This window comes from Pseudonocardia sp. GCM10023141 (assembly GCF_042653605.1).
Genome location: NZ_JBHSIR010000055.1, coordinates 364,164 through 381,274, shown reverse-complemented (window position 1 = coordinate 381,274; position 17,111 = coordinate 364,164). Strand labels below are relative to the sequence as shown.

Below are 17,111 nucleotides of genomic sequence, written 5' to 3'. Positions count from 1 at the left end.
CTAGTGGGCGACGGCCGCGGCGCCGTGCTCGTCGACCAGCGCGCCGGTGACGAAACGGTCCAGGGTGAACGGGGCGAGGAAGGCGTGTGGCTCGTCCGCGGCCACGGTGGCGGCCAGGCACCAGCCCACACCCGGCGTCGCCTTGAACCCGCCGGTGCCCCAGCCGCAGTTGAGGTACAGGTTCTCGAACGGCGTCCGCCCGACGATCGGCGACGCGTCCGGTGTGGTGTCCACGATCCCGCCCCACGTGCGCAGCAGGTGGGCGCGGGCGAACACCGGGAACAGCTCCACGGCCGCGGCCATCTGCCGCTCGATGATGTGGAACGCGCCGCGCTGCCCGTAGCCGTTGTAGGTGTCGATCCCGGCACCCATCACCAGCTCGCCCTTGTGCGCCTGCGAGACGTAGACGTGCACCGCGTTGGACATGACGACCGTCGGATGCACGGGCTCCAGCAGCTCCGACACCAGCGCCTGCAACGGGTGGCTCTGCAGCGGCACCCGGACGCCCAGCATGTCGGCGAGCACCGAGGTGTGGCCCGCTGCGCACAGCACGACCTGCCCGGCCGCGATGTCGCCGCGGGTCGTGCGGACCCCGGTCACGCGATCGCCGTCGGTGCCGAACCCGGTGACCTCGCAGTCCTGCACCAGGTCGACGCCCGCCGCCGCGGCCCTGCGGGCGAAGCCCCACGCCACGTAGTCGTGCTTCGCGATGCCCGCCCGCGGCTGGTAGGTGGCGCCCATGACCGGATAGCGGATGTCGGACGAGGTGTTCACGATCGGGCAGATCTTCGCGACCTCCTCGGGGGAGAGCCACTCGGCGTCGACCCCGTTGAGGACGTTGGCCTCCACCCGTCGGACGCTGTCGCGCACGTCCTGCAGCGAGTGCGCGAGGTTGAGCACGCCGCGCTGGCTGAACAGGATCGGGTAGTCGAGGTCGGCCTCGAGCCCCTCCCACAGCTTCAGGGAGTGCTCGTAGATGCCCGAGCTCTCGTCCCAGAGGTAGTTGGACCGGATGATCGTGGTGTTGCGGGCCATGTTGCCGCCCGCGAGCCAGCCCTTCTCCAGCACGGCCACATTGGTGATGCCGTGGTTCTGCGCCAGGTAGTGCGCGGTGGCCAGGCCGTGGCCGCCACCGCCGATGATCACGACGTCGTAGGCGGACCTCGGCTCCGGGTTGTGCCAGAGGAAGTCGGGGTGCTCGGGCGGCGGGCTGGTCATGCCAGCCCCGGGTAGAGCGGGAACTGCCCGGCGAGGTCGGTGACCCGCTTGCGCAGCGCGGCGATCGCGTCGTCGTCGGTGGCCGGGCGCAGCGCGGTGGCGATGATGTCGGCGACCTCGGTGAACTCGGCCGAGCCGAAGCCGCGGGTCGCCAGCGCGGGCGTGCCGATCCGCAGCCCCGAGCTCACCATCGGCGGGCGCGGGTCGAACGGCACCGCGTTGCGGTTCACCGTGATGCCCGCGGCGTGCAGCCGGTCCTCGGCCTGCTGTCCGTCCAGTTCGGACGCGCGCAGGTCGGCGAGCACCAGGTGCACGTCGGTGCCGCCGGAGACGACGTTGATGCCGGCGGCGCGGGAGTCCTCGGCCAGCAGCCGGTCCGCGAGCAGCGCGGCGCCCTCCAGCGTGCGCTGCTGGCGCTCCTTGAACGCGTCGGTGGCGGCGAGCTTGAAGGCGACGGCCTTGGCCGCGATCACGTGCTCGAGCGGGCCGCCCTGCTGGCCGGGGAAGACCGCGGAGTTGAGCTTCTTGCGCAGCTCGACCGCGGCGTCGTCGGTGCCCCCGGTGATGATGAACCCGCCGCGCGGCCCGCCGAGGGTCTTGTGCGTGGTGCTCGTGACGACGTGGGCGTGCGGCACGGGGGAGGGGTGCAGCCCGGCGGCCACGAGGCCGGCGAAGTGCGCCATGTCCACCATGAGGTACGCGCCCACCTCGTCGGCGATGCGGCGGAACGCGGCGAAGTCGAGGTGGCGGGGATAGGCCGACCAGCCCGCGATGATCACCTGCGGGCGGTGCTCCTTCGCGAGGCGCTCCACCTCGGCCATGTCGACGCGGTGGTCGTCCTCGCGCACGTGGTAGGCCGCGACCTGGTAGAGCTTGCCGGAGAAGTTGAGGCGCATGCCGTGCGTGAGGTGCCCGCCGTGGGCGAGGTCCAGGCCGAGGATCGTCTCGCCCGGCTTCAGCATGGCGGCCATCGCGGCCGCGTTGGCCTGCGCGCCCGAGTGCGGCTGGACGTTGGCGAAGTCCGCGCCGAACAGGTTCTTGATCCGCTCGATGGCGAGGCGCTCGATGACGTCGACGTGCTCGCAGCCGCCGTAGTAGCGCCGGCCGGGGTATCCCTCGGCGTACTTGTTGGTGAGGACGGTGCCCTGGGCCTGCATCACCGAGATCGCGGCGGCGTTCTCGCTCGCGATCATCTCCAGGGTGGTCTCCTGGCGCTCCAGCTCGGCCGCGACGGCGGCGTACACCTCGGGGTCGGTGTCGGCGAGGGAGGCGTTGAGTGCCTCGACGGTCTCGTGGTCGGCGAGCGCCACAGTGGCTACCCCTTCTGCCGGGTCAGTGTCGAACTTCTGATATATCAGTCCGCCGTGTACGGTAGGCGCACTGTTGGGGGCGGTCAAGGGAGGTTCGCGTGACGAGCGCAGAGCGGGCTACCGCGCAGCCGTGGGCGTCGACGGTGTCGCTCGCCGACCGGGCCTACGAGGCGATCCGCGATCGGTTGATCATGCTCGACATCCGCCCCGGGGAGCCGCTCAACGACGAGCTGCTGGCCAGGGAGCTCGCGACCGGGCGCACGCCGGTGCGCGAGGCGCTCAAGCGACTGGAGGGCGATCGCCTGGTCGTCGCCTACCCGCGGCGCGGCACGTTCGCCACGGCCGTCGACATCGCCGACCTCGCGCACATCTCCGAGATCCGGGCCGAGCTCGAGCCGCTCGCCGCGGCCAGGGCCGCGCGCAACCCGGCGGCGTCGATCCGGGCCGACCTGGTCGAGGTCGCCGCCTCGATCGCCGCCACGCCCGACATCACCGACCGCCACGAGCTGCTGCGCCGCGACGTCAACGTGCACCGCACGATCTACCGGGCGGCGGGCAACCCCCACCTCGAGGACATCCTCATCCGCCAGGACAACCTCGCCACCCGCATCTGGGGCCTGTTCCTCGACCGGCTCCCGGGACTGGCCGGGCACATCGGCGAGCACCACGCGCTGCTCGAGGCGATCATCGCGGGCGACCCCGAGCGGGCGTCGGCACTGGCGCTGGAACACGTCATCGGGTTCGAGAAGGCGGTCCGCGAGGTCATGTAGCTCCGGGTGGCACGGTCGGGCGCGAGCCTCCGCGGGCGGGCCCGCTCGACATGGTTGAGTTGCCACCGTGGTTGGCGATCAACGAACGACGGGCCCCGGCGGCCTCCCGGCCCCGCCCGAACTGCTCGCGGCCCCGGGCTACGTCGCCCGACGGCTGCACCAGGCGTACGTGGCCGCGTGGGTCCGGATGGTGGACGCCACGCTGACCGGCCCGCAGTTCGCCGTGCTGACGGCCGTCAACGCCTATCCCGGGGTGGAGCAGGGCAACCTCGCCCGCGCCGTGGCATTGGACCGTTCCACGATGGCGAGCATCGTGCGCAGGCTCGAGGACCGCGGGCTGATCACCCGGGAGAAGCCCGCCGCGGACGGCCGCAAGCGGATGCTGACGCTCACCGCCGCCGGGGCCGAGGCGCTGGCTGACGCCGATCGGCGGGCCCGCGAGCTCGACGTCGTGCTGATGCAGGGCTACGACGCGCCGCGTCAGGAGTCGATCCTGCGCGAGCTGACGAAGCTCTCGGAACACTGGGAAAGCCTGGTCGAGGACTGATTCCGGGCCGTCGTCGGGCCCGCTTGCCAGGTTTCTGATGCGTTACAGGTCACATCAGGGCTTGCCAAACCAGATCGTCAGTGTTCGGATTATCTCTGCGCGCACACCCGTCGAGCGCCGTGGAGGAACCTGTGACCAGCCAGTCGTTCACCGTCACCATCGCCGGTGGCGGTCTCGGTGGCCTCACCACCGCCCTGTCGTTGCGCCGCCGTGGCCTGCGCACGACCGTGCTGGAGTCGGCCCCGCAGCTGGGGGAGGTGGGCGCCGGGATCCAGACGGCGCCCAACGCCAGCCGGATCCTGCTGGGCCTGGGCCTGCGCCACCACCTCGCCGCCATCCGCACCGAGCCGCTGGACCAGGTCCGGCGCCGCTGGCAGGACGGCAGCATCATCGCCCAGCTCCCGCTCGGTGACCGCGTCAAGCAGGAGTACGGCGCGCCGTACTGGCACTACCACCGCGCCGACCTGCACCGCGTCCTGCTCGACGCCTGCCTCGACCCCGATGGCGCCGGACCGGTCGTGCAGGTGTTCACCAACGCCCGGGTCGTCGACATCGACGGCAGTGACGCCGAGCGCCCCGTCGCCGTCACCGCCGACGGCCGCCGCTTCGACGCCGACGTGCTGATCGGGGCCGACGGCATCCGCTCCGCGGTGCGCGACGCGATGGGCCTGCCCGACACGCTCGTGTTCTCCGGAGAGATGGCGTTCCGGGCCCTGATCCCGGGTGACAAGATCGCCGCCGATCCGGCGACGCGCTTCCTGCTCGACCGGTACCACTCCACGATCTGGTACGGGCCGGACCGCCACCTCGTGCACTACATGATCCGTGGCGGAGAGTTCCTCAACGTGGTCGCCATCGTGCCCAACACCCTCGACGTCCGCGACGACGACCCGTCGACGTGGACGGCCCCCGCGAGCGCGGACGAGCTGGTGGAGAGCTTCCCCGGCTGGGACGACCGGGTGGCGTCGATGCTGTCCAAGGCCGAGGGCGACGCGTCGAGCTGGGCGATGTACCGCCGCCACCGCGACCCGGTGTGGGTGGACGGGCACGTCGCGCTGCTGGGCGACGCCGCCCACGCGATGCTGCCCTACCAGGCCCAGGGCGCCTCGCAGGCCATGGAGGACGCCGCCGTGCTCGCCGAGGAGCTGGGCGCGGTGACCCGGTCGGGCATCGCGGGCGCTCTGGTGCGGTACGTGTCCCGGCGCGCCACCCACGCCGGCATGGTGCAGGACGCGTCGCTGGAGAACATGCGCTTCTACCACCTGCCCGACGGCCCCGAGCAGGAGGCGCGCGACGCGCAGCTGCGCACGTTCAGCGGCGAGTCCGATGTGTCCTACGACTGGCTGTGGCGCGGCACCCCGCTCAACAACCCCGATCTCGAGTCCTTCTCCTACCCGTTCGTGCGCTGATCCCCTTCCCGCCACACAACCGGAGACCCGACATGCGTACTGGCGACCAGGTCGTGCAGGACCTCCCCTGGAAGTGGGGAGTGCAAGGAAAGATCTTCATCATCGGCGGGCTCGGCTACATGTTCGATGCCTGGGATGTCGCGCTCAACGGCTTCCTGACACCGCTGCTGGGCCAGGAGTTCGGCCTGACGACCGGTGAGCGCGGCCTCGTGGCCACCGCGAACCTCGTCGGCATGGCTGTGGGCGCCGTCGCCTGGGGCACCGTGGCCGACCGGCTCGGGCGCAAGAAGGCGTTCAGCCTGACGCTGCTCGCGTTCGCCCTGTTCTCCGTGCTCGGCGCGCTGTCGCCGTCCTACTGGGTGTTCCTGGTGCTGCGCTTCCTCGCCGGTGTCGGGCTCGGCGGCTGCATCCCCGTCGACTACGCGCTGGTGTCGGAGTTCTCCCCGCGCAAGCAGCGCGGCCGGGTGCTCGCCGGCATGGACGGGTGGTGGCCGATCGGAGCCACGCTGGCCGGCGTCGCGTCGACGCTGCTGCTGCCGCTGCCCGGCAGCTGGCGCTGGGCGCTGGCCCTGATGGTGCTGCCCGCGCTGCTGCTGTTCTGGGTGCGCCGTGGCATCCCCGAGTCGCCGATCTACCTGGCCCGGTCCGGGCGCGAGTCCGAGGCCCGTGCGGTGATCGACGACATGGTGGCCCGCACGGGCGGCGTGGTCGAGCCCTACGAGATCAAGGCCGTCGAGGTGGGCAGGCGGTTGCGTGGCCCGGCCGCCGCGCTGGACCAGCTGCGCCGGATCTGGGCCTTCAACCCGGTGCTGACCGGCATGGCGTGGCTGCTGTTCGTCAGCGTCATGACCACCTACTACGCCGCGGTGACCTGGATGCCGTCGATCCTGCGGACGCAGGGCTTCGGCGAGTACGCCGCCTTCGCCACCGCCACGCTGATGAACGCGTTCGGCATCCTGGGTGTGGCCGCGGCGGTGCTGCTGGTCGAGCGGGTGGGCCGCAAGTGGGTGATCGGCGTGGCCGGACCGCTCGCCGCGATCAGCCTCACGGTGTTCGCCATGGTGCTGGGCGCGCCGGCCGCGGCCGTGACGATGCTCGCCGTGTTCGGTGCGGTGGTGCTGGTGGTGATCCCCGTGATGTACGCCTACGTCTCCGAGCTCTACCCGACCGAGCTGCGGGCCAGCGGGTTCGGCTGGGCGTCCTCGGCGAGCCGGGTGGTCAGCGGGTTCATCCCGCTGGTGTTCGGCGGCGTGCTCTGGCCGCTGCTGGGCCTGCCGCTGACGTTCGCCGCGCTGGCCGTGCTGGTGGTCGTCGCGGTGATCTGGATGGCCGTGTCGGGTCCGGAGACCGCGGGTCGCGAGCTCGACCGCGTCACCGGGGACGAGGCCGTGCCGACCGTTGCGCAGCCCTCCACCGTCGCATGAAGCCTGCGTCCTTCACCTACCACCGCGCCGGCTCCGTCGCCGGCGCGGTGGGGCTGCTGTCCGAGCTCGGGGACGACGCCAAGATCATCGCAGGCGGGCAGAGCCTGGTCGCGATGATGAACTTCCGCCTCGCCCGGCCCGAGCACCTGATCGACATCGCGCGGGTGCCCGGGCTCGACACGATCCGCCGCGACGGTGACATCCTGCGCATCGGTGCGCTGGTGACCCACCACGCCGTCGAGACGGCCGATCTGGGCGCCGGTTTCGCGGTGCTCTCGCGCACGATGCGCTGGGTGGGCCACCTGCCGATCCGCACGCGCGGCACGATCGGCGGCAGCCTGGCCCACGCCGACGCGACGGCCGAGTGGTGCCTGCTCGCCGTCCTGCTCGACGCCGTGATCGTCGTCGAGGGGCCGGGTGGGCGCCGCGAGATCGCGGCCGCGGACTTCTTCCAGGGCGTCTTCACCACGGCGCTGGAGCCCGACGAGCTGATCGTCGAGATCGTGTTCCCGCGGCCCGCACCGCGGGCGGCGCTGACGGAGTTCGCGGAGCGGCGGGGTGACTTCGCCATCGTCGCCGCCGCGGTGGATCTCGACGCCCCGCGCGTGGTGCTGGGCGGGGTGGGCACCACCCCGTTGCGGGTGCCGGCCGCGGCGGCGGAGCTGGCGGGTGGATCTTCCAGCGGGGTGACATCACTGACGTCCAACGTCAGCGATGTCACCCCGCTGGACACCCCGGCACGCCGCGCCGCCACCGCAGCAGCCGCCGCCATCGACCCCCGCGACGAGCCCGGGGTCAGCGCGCACTACCGCCGCGGGCTGGTGCGCACCCTCGTCGAACGAGCCTGTGAGGAGGCCGATGAGACCCCCTGAGATGGGACGCGACGGCACCTGGGTCGGCGCCTCGGTGCGCCGCCGCGAAGACCCGCGCCTGCTCGCGGGCCGGGGCCGGTTCGTGGACGACATCGACCTGCCGCGGATGCTGCACGCCCAGTTCGTCCGGGCCACGGTCGCCCACGCCCGCATCGTCTCGGTCGACCTGTCCGAGGTGCGCGCGGTGCCGGGCGTCGTCGCCGCGTTCGACGCGGCCGACCTGGACCTGGGCGACATCACGGCGCTGCTGGACCGTCCGATCGAGGAGTTCGTGCCCACCGGCATGCCGGTGCTGGCCCGCGACCGCGTCCGCTACGTCGGCGAGCCGATCGCGATCGTCGTCGCCACCGACCCGTACGCGGTCGAGGACGGGCTGGAGTACGCGGTCGTCGAGTACGACGAGCTGTCGCCGATCGTCTCCGACACCGCCGCGCTCGCCACCGGTGCCGCGCTCGTGCACGACAACGCACCGGCCAACACGCTCGTCGACGTCGCGCTGTTCGCCACCGAGGGCATCGACGACGTGTTCGCCGAGGCCGCCTGCGTGGTGCGGGTCCGCACCAAGACCGGTCGGCAGAACGCGCTGCCGCTCGAGACCCGCGGCGTCGTCGCGGACTGGGACGACCGCGACGAGCAGCTGCGCGTGCAGACCGCCACCCAGATCCCGCACCAGGTGCGCACCGTGCTCGCGCGCTGCGTCGGGCTCGACGAGCAGCAGGTGCGCGTCACCGTGCCCGACATGGGTGGCGGGTTCGGGCAGAAGTGCGTGGTCGGCCGCGAGGAGATCGCCGCCGCCGCGGCCGCACTGAGGCTGCGGCGTCCGGTGAAGTGGATCGAGGACCGCAAGGACGCGCTGACCGCGGCGTTCCTCGCCCGCGAGCAGCGCTACGACGTGCGCGCCGCGTTCGACGCCGAGGGCCACATCCTGGGGCTGGACGCCGATGTCGTGTGCGACATGGGCGCGTACTCCTGCTACCCGTTCACGGCCGGGATCGAGCCGCTGATGGCGTCGGCGGAGATGCCGGGGGTCTATCGGGTGCCCGCCTACCGGGTGCGCGGCCGGGCCGTCACCACCAACAAGGCGCCGACCGGCCCGTACCGCGGGGTGAGCCGCCCGCAGTACGTGATGGTCGTCGAGCGGCTGATGGAACGTGCCGCGCGTGAGCTCGGCATGGATCCCGTCGAGATCCGGCGCCGCAACGTGATCACCGTGTTCCCCTACACCGGCATCAACGGCATCACCTACGACCCGGGCTCCTACCGGGAGTCGCTGGACCTGTGCGAGCAGGTGGTGCGCGACGAGGGCTGGTACGACGTGCGGGCGGAGCCGGGTCGGGTGATCGGCATCGGCTACGCCTGCTTCTCCGAGCGCACCGGCTACGGCTCCGGCGCGTTCGCGCAGCGCAAGATGCTGGTGGTGCCCGGCTTCGACATCTCCGAGATCCGGATGGACACCTCCGGCACGGTCGCGGTCACCACCGGCACGATGAGCCACGGGCAGAGCCACGAGACGACGATGGCGCAGATCGTGGCCGACCGGCTCGGGCTCGACATCGCCCAGGTCAAGATCGTGCAGGGCGACACCGACCGGATCACCTACGGGTTCGGATCGTTCGCGAGCCGCTCGGTCACGATCGGCGGCAGCGCGGTGGCGGCGGCCTCGGTGAAGCTGGGCGAGCAGCTGCGCGAGATCGCCGCGCACCTGCTGGAGGCCGACGTCGACAACGTGGAGCTCGACGGCGACGGCGGCGTGCGACTGCGCGACGACCACGGCCGTCGACTGTCCTATGCGGATATCGCCGACGTCGCGTACCTGCGGGCGCACCTGCTGCCCAAGGGCGTCGGCCCGGGCCTGACGGCCACCGCGAGCTTCGACGTGGCGGGGGACGGCACGTTCTCCAACGCCACCCACGGCGTGGTGGTGGAGCTGGACCGCGGCACCGGCGGCGTCGAGATCCTGCGCTACGTCTGCGTCGAGGACTGCGGCGTCGCGATCAACCCGCAGGTGGTGGAGGGGCAGTGCCGCGGCGGCATCGCGCAGGGCATCGCGGGCGCGCTGTTCGAGCAGGTCACCTACGACGACGCCGGGCAGCCGATGGCGCCGAGCTTCATGGAGTACAAGGTGCCGACGGCCGCGGAGATCCCCGACGTGCTGATCCACCACCTCGAGACACCGTGCGCGTTCACCGAGAGCGGCGCCAAGGGCGCGGGGGAGGGCGGCACCATCGGCGCGCCCGCCGCGGTGCTCAACGCCGTCAACGACGCGTTGCGCGCCACCGGCGTCGAGCTCGACGACACGCCGATCGCGCGGGAGTCGATCTACCGGGCACTGGAGGTCCTGTGAACGAGGTCCAGCTGATCGAGCTGACCGTCAACGGCGAGCGCCACGAGCTGGCGATCGAACCGCGCCGCACGCTCGTCGACGTCCTGCGCCACGACCTGGGGCTGACCGGCACCCATGTGGGGTGCGAGCACGGCGTCTGCGGGGCCTGCACGGTGCTGGTGGACGGCGCTCCGATGCGGGCGTGCCTGATGTTCGCGGCGCAGGCCGAGGGCGCCGACGTCCGCACCGTCGAGTCGCTGGCTGCACCCGATGGCACCCTCAACGACCTGCAGCAGTGCTTCTCGGCCAACCACGGCCTGCAGTGCGGGTTCTGCACGCCCGGCTTCCTCATGCTGGCCGAGGGGTTCCTCGCCGAGCGGCCGGACGCGACCAAGGAGGAGATCCGGGATGTCGTCGCCGCGAACCTGTGCCGGTGCACCGGCTACCAGACGATCGTCGAAGCCATTGACGAGTGTGCCCGTGCCCGCCGGGTACCGGAACGGGAGAGCGCATGACCAGCGAGGTCTATGCACGGGCGGGGTTCGGCGCGACGGTCCGGCGCGGTGAGCGTCCGGCGATCGTGGTCGTGGACCTGACCAACGGCTTCACCGACCCCGACGCCCCCACCGGGTCCGATCTCGCGGCCGTGGTGGCGGCGACGTCGGAGCTGATCGAGGCCGGGCGCCCGGCCGGGGTGCCCGTCGTCTTCACGACGATCGCCTTCACCCCGGCCGAGGCCGACGGTGACGGCGTCACGTGGCTGACGAAGGCGCCCGGCATGCGGGCGCTGCGGGCGGGCAGCGCGCAGGTCGACCTGGACGCCCGGCTGCCGGTGCAGGAGCGCGACCACCTGATCACGAAGAAGGGTGCCTCGGCGTTCTTCGGCACCACGCTGGCCGCGCTGCTGACCGGGCTGCGGGTCGACACGGTGCTGATCTGCGGCGCCACCACCAGCGGGTGCGTGCGCGCGAGCGCCGTCGACGCCGTCCAGTCCGGGTTCTCGGTGCTCGTGCCGCGCCAGTGCGTGGGCGACCGCGCGCAGGCGCCGCACGAGGCCAACCTCTTCGACATCCAGGCCAAGTACGGCGACGTGATCGACGTCGCCGACGCCGTCGCGTACCTGAAGGGCCTTCCCGCGTGACCCGCTCCGTGCTGCAGGCCGCGCTGGCCGACCTCGCCGACGTGCCCGCCACCAGCCGCTGGGTGCGCTCGGGCGCGGTGCGGTTGCACGTGCTCGACTACGGCGGGCCCGGCGTGCCGCTGGTGCTGCTGCCCGGCATCACGAGCCCGGCGATCACCATGGACTTCGTCGCGCGCGAGCTGACCGACCTCGTGCGCCCGGTCGTCGTCGACGTGCGGGGGCGTGGCCTGTCGGACACGGGCTCGTCCTGGACGCTCGACGACTACGCCGCCGACACCCGCGCGGTGATCGCCGGGCTGGAGCTGGAGCGGCCGCTGCTGATGGGGCACTCGATGGGCGCCCGGATCGCGGCGGTGGTGGCGGCCGGGGGCGCGGACCTGCGCGGCGCGGTGCTCGTGGACCCGCCGATGAGCGGGCCCGGCCGGGGTCCCTACCCGACCACGCTTGCGGCGTTCCGCGGCCAGCTCGCGCAGGCGCAGCGCGGGACCGACGCCGACGAGGTGGCCGCCGCCTGGCCGCGGTGGCCGCGCGCCGAGCAGGAGCTGCGGGCCCGGTGGCTCTCCAGCTGCGCCGAGGCCGCGATCGTCGCGACGCACGAGGGTTTCGAGAGCGAGGACTTCTTCTCCGCATGGCCGTCGGTCCCGGCGCCCGCGGTGCTGGTGCACGGGGCCGACAGCCCGGTGGTGACCGCCGCCGGGGTGGTGGAGGCGGCGGCGGCCAACCCCGCCGCCGGGTTCGTCGAGATCCCCGATGCCGGGCACATGGTGTTCTGGGACAACCCCGGCGCGGCACTCGCCCTGTTGCGGGGGGTGCTCGAACGGTTGGTGTAGGGCCCCCCGCACCGGCCCCGTTGCAGGAAAGCCACTTTCCCGCAACGTCGTTGCAGGAAAGTGGCTTTCCTGCCATCGCCGCGCGAAGCCGGCCCGCCAGCGGGGACATCCCGGGACCGCAGGCAACGCCCCCGGGCCTTCCTGCAATGCGAGTGCCTGACGCGTGCGCGGCCACCGGCGAAGGCGCACTGCACCGGACGTCACAGCGCGGCACCGGTGCGGGCCCGGGATACTGGTGGGGTGTCGTCCGCCTCCGCAGCTCCGGCTCCGTCCGCACCGCCCACCGCCACCGACGTCCTCGTCGTGGGTGCCGGCCCGGCGGGAGCGGCGGCCGCGGCCTGGGCGGCGCGCGCGGGCCTCGACGTCGTGCTCGCCGACGCCGCCACGTTCCCGCGCGACAAGGCCTGCGGCGACGGCCTGACGCCGCGCGCCATAGCGGAGCTGGAGAAGCTCGGCCTGGGCCCCTGGATCCGCACCCACGGCACCAACCGCGGCCTGCGCGCCGCCGGGTTCGGCCAGGAACTGATGCTGCCGTGGCCCGGTGGCTCCCTGCCCGCGTACGGCAGCGCGGTACCGCGCCTCGAGCTCGACGCGCGCATCCGGGAGGTGGCGGTGCAGGCCGGTGCCGTCCCGTTCGAGGGCGCCCGCGCCGTCGACGTGGTGCGCGCCGGTGATCGCGTCACCGGCGTGGTCTTCCGGCGCGGCAACGAGACTCACACCGTCGACTGCTCCCGGCTGATCGTCGCCGACGGCGCGAAGTCCACGCTGGGCCGGGTGCTGGGCCGGGAGTGGCACCGCGATACGGCGTTCGGCGTGGCGGCGCGCGGCTACATCCGTTCCGGTCGCAGCGACGACCAGTGGATCTCCTCGCACCTGGAGCTGCGCGGGGAGGAGAACGAGGTGCTGGCCGGGTACGGCTGGGTGTTCCCGCTCTCGGACGGCGAGGTCAACATCGGCGTCGGCACGCTGGCCACGGCCAAGCGGCCCGCCCAGATCCGGCTGCGCAGCCTGATCGAGCACTACGCCGACGCCCGCCGCGAGGACTGGCAGCTCGACGGCCCGGTGCGCGCGCAGGCCTCGGCGCTGCTCCCGATGGGCGGTGCGGTGTCGCATGTGGCCGGTGCCAACTGGGCACTCATCGGCGACGCAGCCGGCTGCGTCAACCCGCTCAACGGCGAGGGCATCGACTACGGCCTGGAGACCGGACGGCTGGTGGCGGAGCTGATGGTCGGGCAGCGCGAGCTCGGCGTGGCCTGGCCCGCGACCCTGCGCACCCACTACGGGCAGGCGTTCTCCATCGCGCGGCGCCTGGCCGGGCTGCTGACGCTGCCGAGGCTGCTGCCGCTGGCCGGCCCCGTGGGCATGCGGTCACGCGGCCTGATGACGGTGGCGCTGCGGGTGATGGGCAACCTGGTCACCGACGCCGACCGCGACCTGACGGCGCGGGCGTGGCGGGCGGCGGGCAAGCTCTCGCTGCGCTTCGACGACCGGCCGCCGTTCCCGGCCGCCGACCTGCGCACGCCGCTGGTGGCCGCGGGCTCCTGACGGCCTGCACCACCCCACCCGGCGCCTCCCCACCCGGCGCCTCGCCGTCACGTTGCAGGAAAGCCACTTTCCTGCAACGTCGTTGCGGCAAAGTGGCTTTCCTGCCATCGCCGCGCGAAGGGGCCTTCCCGCCACGCGAGAGCCTGCCGCGCGCCGGTCGCGTGATCAACGCTCACAGGTTCGGGTTCGATCATGAGCCAGTGCGCGCTCGGCGGCGAGCCCGGCGGCCGCCGTCCTGCAACGGGCGGCACGGACGGGTGGCGGGGCGGATCAGCCCGCGAGCAGGCGTCCCGCGTTCGGCACCGTGGTCGGCAGCCCCAGCTCTTGCAGGATCCGGAACGTGGTGGCGGTGGCCGAGGACAGCACCGGGATGCCCGCCTCGTCCTCCACCGGCTGGATCGCGGCCAGTGACGGCATCTGGACGCATGCGGAGAGCACGAGCGCGTCGGCGCCGGTCATGTCGAGCTTGCGCCAGTGCTCCCGCAGGTCGTCGGCGTCGAGGCGCCCGACCGCCAGGTTGTCGGGAATCTCCAGCGACAGCGCGTCGAGGACCTCGATGCCCGCGTCCTGCAGGTAGTCGACCACCAGCTGGGTGAGCGGCTTCAGGTACGGGGTGATGATCGCGACCTTCTTCGCCCCCAGCGCCTGGATGCCGGCGATCAGCGCGCCCGCGCTGGAGACGACCGGGGCCTGCGACCCCTCGCTCCGCAGCGTCGTGGTGATCGCCTCCTCCGCCGTGCAGTGGTACCCCGGGCCCTGGGCCATGATCGCGACCAGGCAGGCCGTGGCCACGACGTCGGGGCGGGCGTCGGCCAGTTCCGCGGCGGCGCGTTCGGACTGGGCGTTCATCGCGCGCAGCTGCTCGGGCGTGACCTGTTGCATCCGGGCGCGGGCGGCGTGGAAGACGAACCGGTGCTCCGGATCGACGGCCTCCCGGGCGTGCAGCATCCGGGGCAGCTCGGTCTCCATGGTGAGGTTGGAGCTGGGGACGATCAGGCCCACATGGTGATCGGTCATCGCCTGGCCGCCGGGCGCATCTCGGGCACCGTCAGCTCGCCCGCGTCGACGATGAGCTCGTCGTCGAGGAGCAGCGAGCAGCCGCGCATCGGGATGTCGAAGTGGCACGGGGTGTCGTTGGGGCCGCCGAGCTCGTTGTTGGGGCCGATGGAGAACATGACGTTGCCGTAGAAGCTGCGCAGCTCCATGCCCATGCCGCCGCCGAACTGGGTGAGCCCGTGCCAGTGCGCGCGCTCGTCGAGGCCCCAGCCGACGTGGCTCATGCCGTAGCCGCGGGGGTCGTCGAAGCTGCGGATGTAGGAGGACAGCAGCTCCGCATCCAGGCCGCCGCGGATGTCGCGGATGAAGCCCCGCTCGATGGTGATGTGCACCGGCGTCTGGACGTAGGTGTTGAAGGGCAGCAGGACGTCGCCTGGGGCGAGCACGATGGTGCCGTCCACGCCGTCGTCGGCGCCGCCGGTGAACACGAACGCGGCGGGCCAGTGGTCCCAGCGGCCGGGCTGGTCGGTGTAGCCGTACTCGCTCATCGTCGGGTAGACGCCGAGCTCGTAGGTGACGTCCGTGCCGTGCGGGCTGGTGATCCGCATGGTCTGGGCCTTCACCAGTAGCTCGGCGCCGATCTCGACGCGCTCGCGCAGCTCGCGGGTGGGCATCAGGCGCGCCAGCAGCGGGGCGGGTTCGACGGCGGTGAGGATGCGGGTGCCGGCGTCCTGGATGGCGAACTGTTCCTTGCTGAACAGCAGGAACGTGAGGTCCACCAGCATGTCGGTGCGTTGCAGCGCCTCGACGGCGAGCGGGTTGGTGCCGAGTCCGGACTCACCGACCGCCCACGCGCCCGACGCGCTCGCAGGGGAGGGCAGCCGCAGGTGGAACGTGGCGGCGCCGAGCTTCTGCGCGGCCCACATGAAGGAGTCGGCGTAGTCGACGCGCTCGTCGCCGCGGGTGAGCACCGAGATCGTCTCGCCCTCGTGGACGCCGCTGAGCGTGAGCTGTTGCAGGCAGATGTCATTGAGCAGGTTGTGATCCATGGAGGCCTCCCGGCACCCGGCGGGGCAGTCGCTCGAATAGTCCGAACACTGACGATCCCCTGTCCGGGCGCCGAGGTCAAGGGGGAGCGGCTTCTCAGCCCTCCAGGAGCGCTGCTGCCCCGACGTGGTCGAAATGCAGGGCCCAGTCGCGCGGCGTCGCGTCGAAGCGGTGGTCCCGGACCGTGCGGTCGGCCCCCAGCGCCAGCAGCTCCCGCACCATGGCGACGTCGCCGTTGCCGGCCGCGTGGTGCAGGGCGGTCTCCCACGGCTGGTCGATCGGCAGGTCGGCCCTGGCGAGCGCGCTCACGTCGAACCCGAGCCCGACCAGCAACCGGATCGCGGGGACGTTGCCGAGCGCCGTGGCCCGCACGACGAGCCCGGGGTGCGCGTGGCGCGTCTGCTCCACCACGTCCGGATGGGTGGAGCGCAGCCGCTCGACGGCCGTGGCGTCGGCGGCCAGTGCGGCCGCCACGAGCGCATCGACCGGGCCGAACGCGGGTGCCGTGGCTCCCAGCTCGACCAGCAGCGCCGCGACGTCGGGGCGTCCGGTGAGGGCGGCGAGCTCCACCGCGGTGCGGCCGGTCCGCAGCCGCGCCGAGAGATCGACGCCGTGGGCGGCCAGCAGCCGGATCCGGTCGAGCATCCCGTGGGTCGTGGCCCAGCCGAGCTGGTCGCGCAGCATGCCCGCCGGGGTGTCGGTGGCATCGGGCATGCGGGCGTGCCACGGCCCGCCGTCGCCGGTGCCGAGGCCGTGGGCGAACAGCAGGCGCAGGTGGCGGTCGTCGGACTGGAACATGCGGTTGTAGAGGGCCTGGCCGTCGTTCGGGTCGGCACCCGCTTCCAGCAGGACCTCGGCGAGCGCGAGCCCGTGCGGATGCACCGGCTGGCCGCGGTCGCCGCCACCGAGGGCACCGGTGAGCACGGTGAACGGGGTAGGCAGGCCGTCGAACAGGAATCCGGCATCGGGATCGGCACCCGCGTCCAGCAGGAGCCGCGCGGTGTCGAGCACCGCGTCGAGCGTGACGTCCGGGTCGTGTCGCGCGTAGGCCAGGTGCATCAGCGGCGGCCACTGCTGCGGGCCGCCCACCGCGCCGGCGAGTGCGGGATCGGCTGCCAGCAGCACGCGCACCCGGTCCGCGTCCGCGCAGGCGGCTGCCACGTGGATGCCGGCTGCGGCGATCTCGGGTCGCTGTGCGAGCAGCATCCGGGCCGCCTCGGTGCGCTTCGGCTCGTCGACGGCGTAGGTGAGGCAGGCCAGGTCGAGGAAGGCCGCGGCGGGATCGGCACCGGTGGCGACGTCGCGGTGCACCCGCTGGAACTCCGCGACCACGGCGAGGTGGGCCACCAGTCGCGGCCAGCTCGGGAAGCGGTGCCGCCGGGCGATCACGAGCTGCGCGGCATGCAGCGGCAGCGGCCCGGCCGGTGGGTCCGGATGGTGGGCGGTGACGGCGGCGAGCGCGGTGTGGTCACCGGCACGCGCCGCGCGCTGCAGCTCGCGGGCCTGCTTGCGCAGCTGTTGCAGCGACGGCGTCGGGGGAAGGGGAACGGTGCTCACGCGGACTCCTCTCGGATGCCCGGGTCCGCTTCGGGCCGAGGGGAGTGGCGGCCACCGCACCTGCTGGACGTGCCGGCCGGGCTCTGCCCTTCCCGCGGACCGGGGGCGCGCCGCGCGCCGAC

15 protein-coding genes are annotated in these 17,111 nt (G+C 72.8%); 10 read left to right on the top strand and 5 right to left on the bottom strand.

Features of this window, described 5'->3' with window-relative positions; translation table 11 throughout:
• Positions 1-1,218 carry a sarcosine oxidase subunit beta family protein gene (locus tag ACFPFQ_RS30815; protein ID WP_379625104.1) on the bottom strand — a complete coding sequence of 406 codons (1,218 nt, stop codon included), beginning with the start codon at positions 1,216-1,218 and terminating at the stop codon, positions 1-3.
• Entirely contained in the window at positions 1,215-2,528 is a 1,314-nt protein-coding gene (glyA, locus tag ACFPFQ_RS30810) for a serine hydroxymethyltransferase (protein WP_379625102.1), read from the bottom strand. Before glyA ends, ACFPFQ_RS30815 begins: the two co-directional genes overlap by 4 nt.
• Before the next feature lie 98 nt (positions 2,529-2,626).
• Here glyA and ACFPFQ_RS30805 point away from each other — a divergent pair, with 98 nt between their 5' ends.
• The 10 genes from ACFPFQ_RS30805 to ACFPFQ_RS30760 all read left to right on the top strand — a co-directional run bounded on the left by ACFPFQ_RS30805 (position 2,627) and on the right by ACFPFQ_RS30760 (position 13,389).
• Entirely contained in the window at positions 2,627-3,298 is a 672-nt protein-coding gene (locus ACFPFQ_RS30805; RefSeq protein WP_379625100.1) for a GntR family transcriptional regulator, read from the top strand.
• A 67-nt stretch (positions 3,299-3,365) separates the two neighbouring features.
• Positions 3,366-3,845, top strand: a complete 480-nt coding sequence (locus ACFPFQ_RS30800; RefSeq protein WP_379625098.1) for a MarR family winged helix-turn-helix transcriptional regulator — start codon at positions 3,366-3,368, stop codon at positions 3,843-3,845.
• A 131-nt stretch (positions 3,846-3,976) separates the two neighbouring features.
• Positions 3,977-5,254, top strand: coding sequence for an FAD-dependent monooxygenase (locus ACFPFQ_RS30795; protein ID WP_379625097.1), 1,278 nt, complete (start codon positions 3,977-3,979; stop codon positions 5,252-5,254).
• Between the two features lie 32 nt (positions 5,255-5,286).
• Positions 5,287-6,678 (top strand): MFS transporter, encoded by a 1,392-nt coding sequence (locus tag ACFPFQ_RS30790; RefSeq protein WP_379625095.1) that lies wholly within the window; start codon positions 5,287-5,289, stop codon positions 6,676-6,678.
• On the top strand, positions 6,675-7,550 hold the full coding sequence (locus ACFPFQ_RS30785) for an FAD binding domain-containing protein (RefSeq protein ID WP_379625094.1): 876 nt from the start codon (positions 6,675-6,677) through the stop codon (positions 7,548-7,550). Before ACFPFQ_RS30790 ends, ACFPFQ_RS30785 begins: the two co-directional genes overlap by 4 nt.
• Positions 7,537-9,894 carry a xanthine dehydrogenase family protein molybdopterin-binding subunit gene (locus ACFPFQ_RS30780; RefSeq protein WP_379625092.1) on the top strand — a complete coding sequence of 786 codons (2,358 nt, stop codon included), beginning with the start codon at positions 7,537-7,539 and terminating at the stop codon, positions 9,892-9,894. Before ACFPFQ_RS30785 ends, ACFPFQ_RS30780 begins: the two co-directional genes overlap by 14 nt.
• Positions 9,891-10,388, top strand: coding sequence for a (2Fe-2S)-binding protein (locus tag ACFPFQ_RS30775; protein ID WP_379625091.1), 498 nt, complete (start codon positions 9,891-9,893; stop codon positions 10,386-10,388). Before ACFPFQ_RS30780 ends, ACFPFQ_RS30775 begins: the two co-directional genes overlap by 4 nt.
• The gene (locus ACFPFQ_RS30770) at positions 10,385-11,014 is read left to right on the top strand and encodes an isochorismatase family protein (RefSeq protein ID WP_379625089.1); all 630 of its coding nucleotides are present in this window, start codon (positions 10,385-10,387) and stop codon (positions 11,012-11,014) included. The genes ACFPFQ_RS30775 and ACFPFQ_RS30770 overlap by 4 nt, the downstream gene beginning before the upstream one ends.
• Positions 11,011-11,844, top strand: coding sequence for an alpha/beta fold hydrolase (locus ACFPFQ_RS30765; protein WP_379625087.1), 834 nt, complete (start codon positions 11,011-11,013; stop codon positions 11,842-11,844). Before ACFPFQ_RS30770 ends, ACFPFQ_RS30765 begins: the two co-directional genes overlap by 4 nt.
• A 240-nt stretch (positions 11,845-12,084) precedes the next feature.
• Complete coding sequence (locus ACFPFQ_RS30760) at positions 12,085-13,389, top strand: geranylgeranyl reductase family protein (RefSeq protein WP_379625085.1); 1,305 nt, start codon at positions 12,085-12,087, stop codon at positions 13,387-13,389.
• A 270-nt stretch (positions 13,390-13,659) separates the two neighbouring features.
• Here ACFPFQ_RS30760 and ACFPFQ_RS30755 read toward each other — a convergent pair whose 3' ends face one another.
• The 3 genes from ACFPFQ_RS30755 to ACFPFQ_RS30745 all read right to left on the bottom strand — a co-directional run bounded on the left by ACFPFQ_RS30755 (position 13,660) and on the right by ACFPFQ_RS30745 (position 16,989).
• Positions 13,660-14,406, bottom strand: a complete 747-nt coding sequence (locus ACFPFQ_RS30755) for an aspartate/glutamate racemase family protein (RefSeq protein WP_379625083.1) — start codon at positions 14,404-14,406, stop codon at positions 13,660-13,662.
• Positions 14,403-15,434, bottom strand: a complete 1,032-nt coding sequence (locus tag ACFPFQ_RS30750; RefSeq protein ID WP_379625081.1) for a leucyl aminopeptidase — start codon at positions 15,432-15,434, stop codon at positions 14,403-14,405. The genes ACFPFQ_RS30755 and ACFPFQ_RS30750 overlap by 4 nt, the downstream gene beginning before the upstream one ends.
• A 94-nt stretch (positions 15,435-15,528) precedes the next feature.
• On the bottom strand, positions 15,529-16,989 hold the full coding sequence (locus ACFPFQ_RS30745) for an ankyrin repeat domain-containing protein (protein WP_379625079.1): 1,461 nt from the start codon (positions 16,987-16,989) through the stop codon (positions 15,529-15,531).
• Between the last annotated feature and the right edge of the window lie 122 nt (positions 16,990-17,111).

What these genes read in the sequence shown, in the direction of transcription:
- ACFPFQ_RS30790 (WP_379625095.1), top strand. Translation starts at nt 5,287, where the DNA reads ATGCGTACTGGCGACCAGGTCGTGCAGGACCTCCCCTGGAAGTGGGGA.
- ACFPFQ_RS30815 (WP_379625104.1), bottom strand. Translation starts at nt 1,218, where the DNA reads ATGACCAGCCCGCCGCCCGAGCACCCCGACTTCCTCTGGCACAACCCG.
- ACFPFQ_RS30750 (WP_379625081.1), bottom strand. Translation starts at nt 15,434, where the DNA reads ATGGATCACAACCTGCTCAATGACATCTGCCTGCAACAGCTCACGCTC.
- ACFPFQ_RS30785 (WP_379625094.1), top strand. Translation starts at nt 6,675, where the DNA reads ATGAAGCCTGCGTCCTTCACCTACCACCGCGCCGGCTCCGTCGCCGGC.
- ACFPFQ_RS30770 (WP_379625089.1), top strand. Translation starts at nt 10,385, where the DNA reads ATGACCAGCGAGGTCTATGCACGGGCGGGGTTCGGCGCGACGGTCCGG.
- ACFPFQ_RS30755 (WP_379625083.1), bottom strand. Translation starts at nt 14,406, where the DNA reads ATGACCGATCACCATGTGGGCCTGATCGTCCCCAGCTCCAACCTCACC.
- ACFPFQ_RS30780 (WP_379625092.1), top strand. Translation starts at nt 7,537, where the DNA reads ATGAGACCCCCTGAGATGGGACGCGACGGCACCTGGGTCGGCGCCTCG.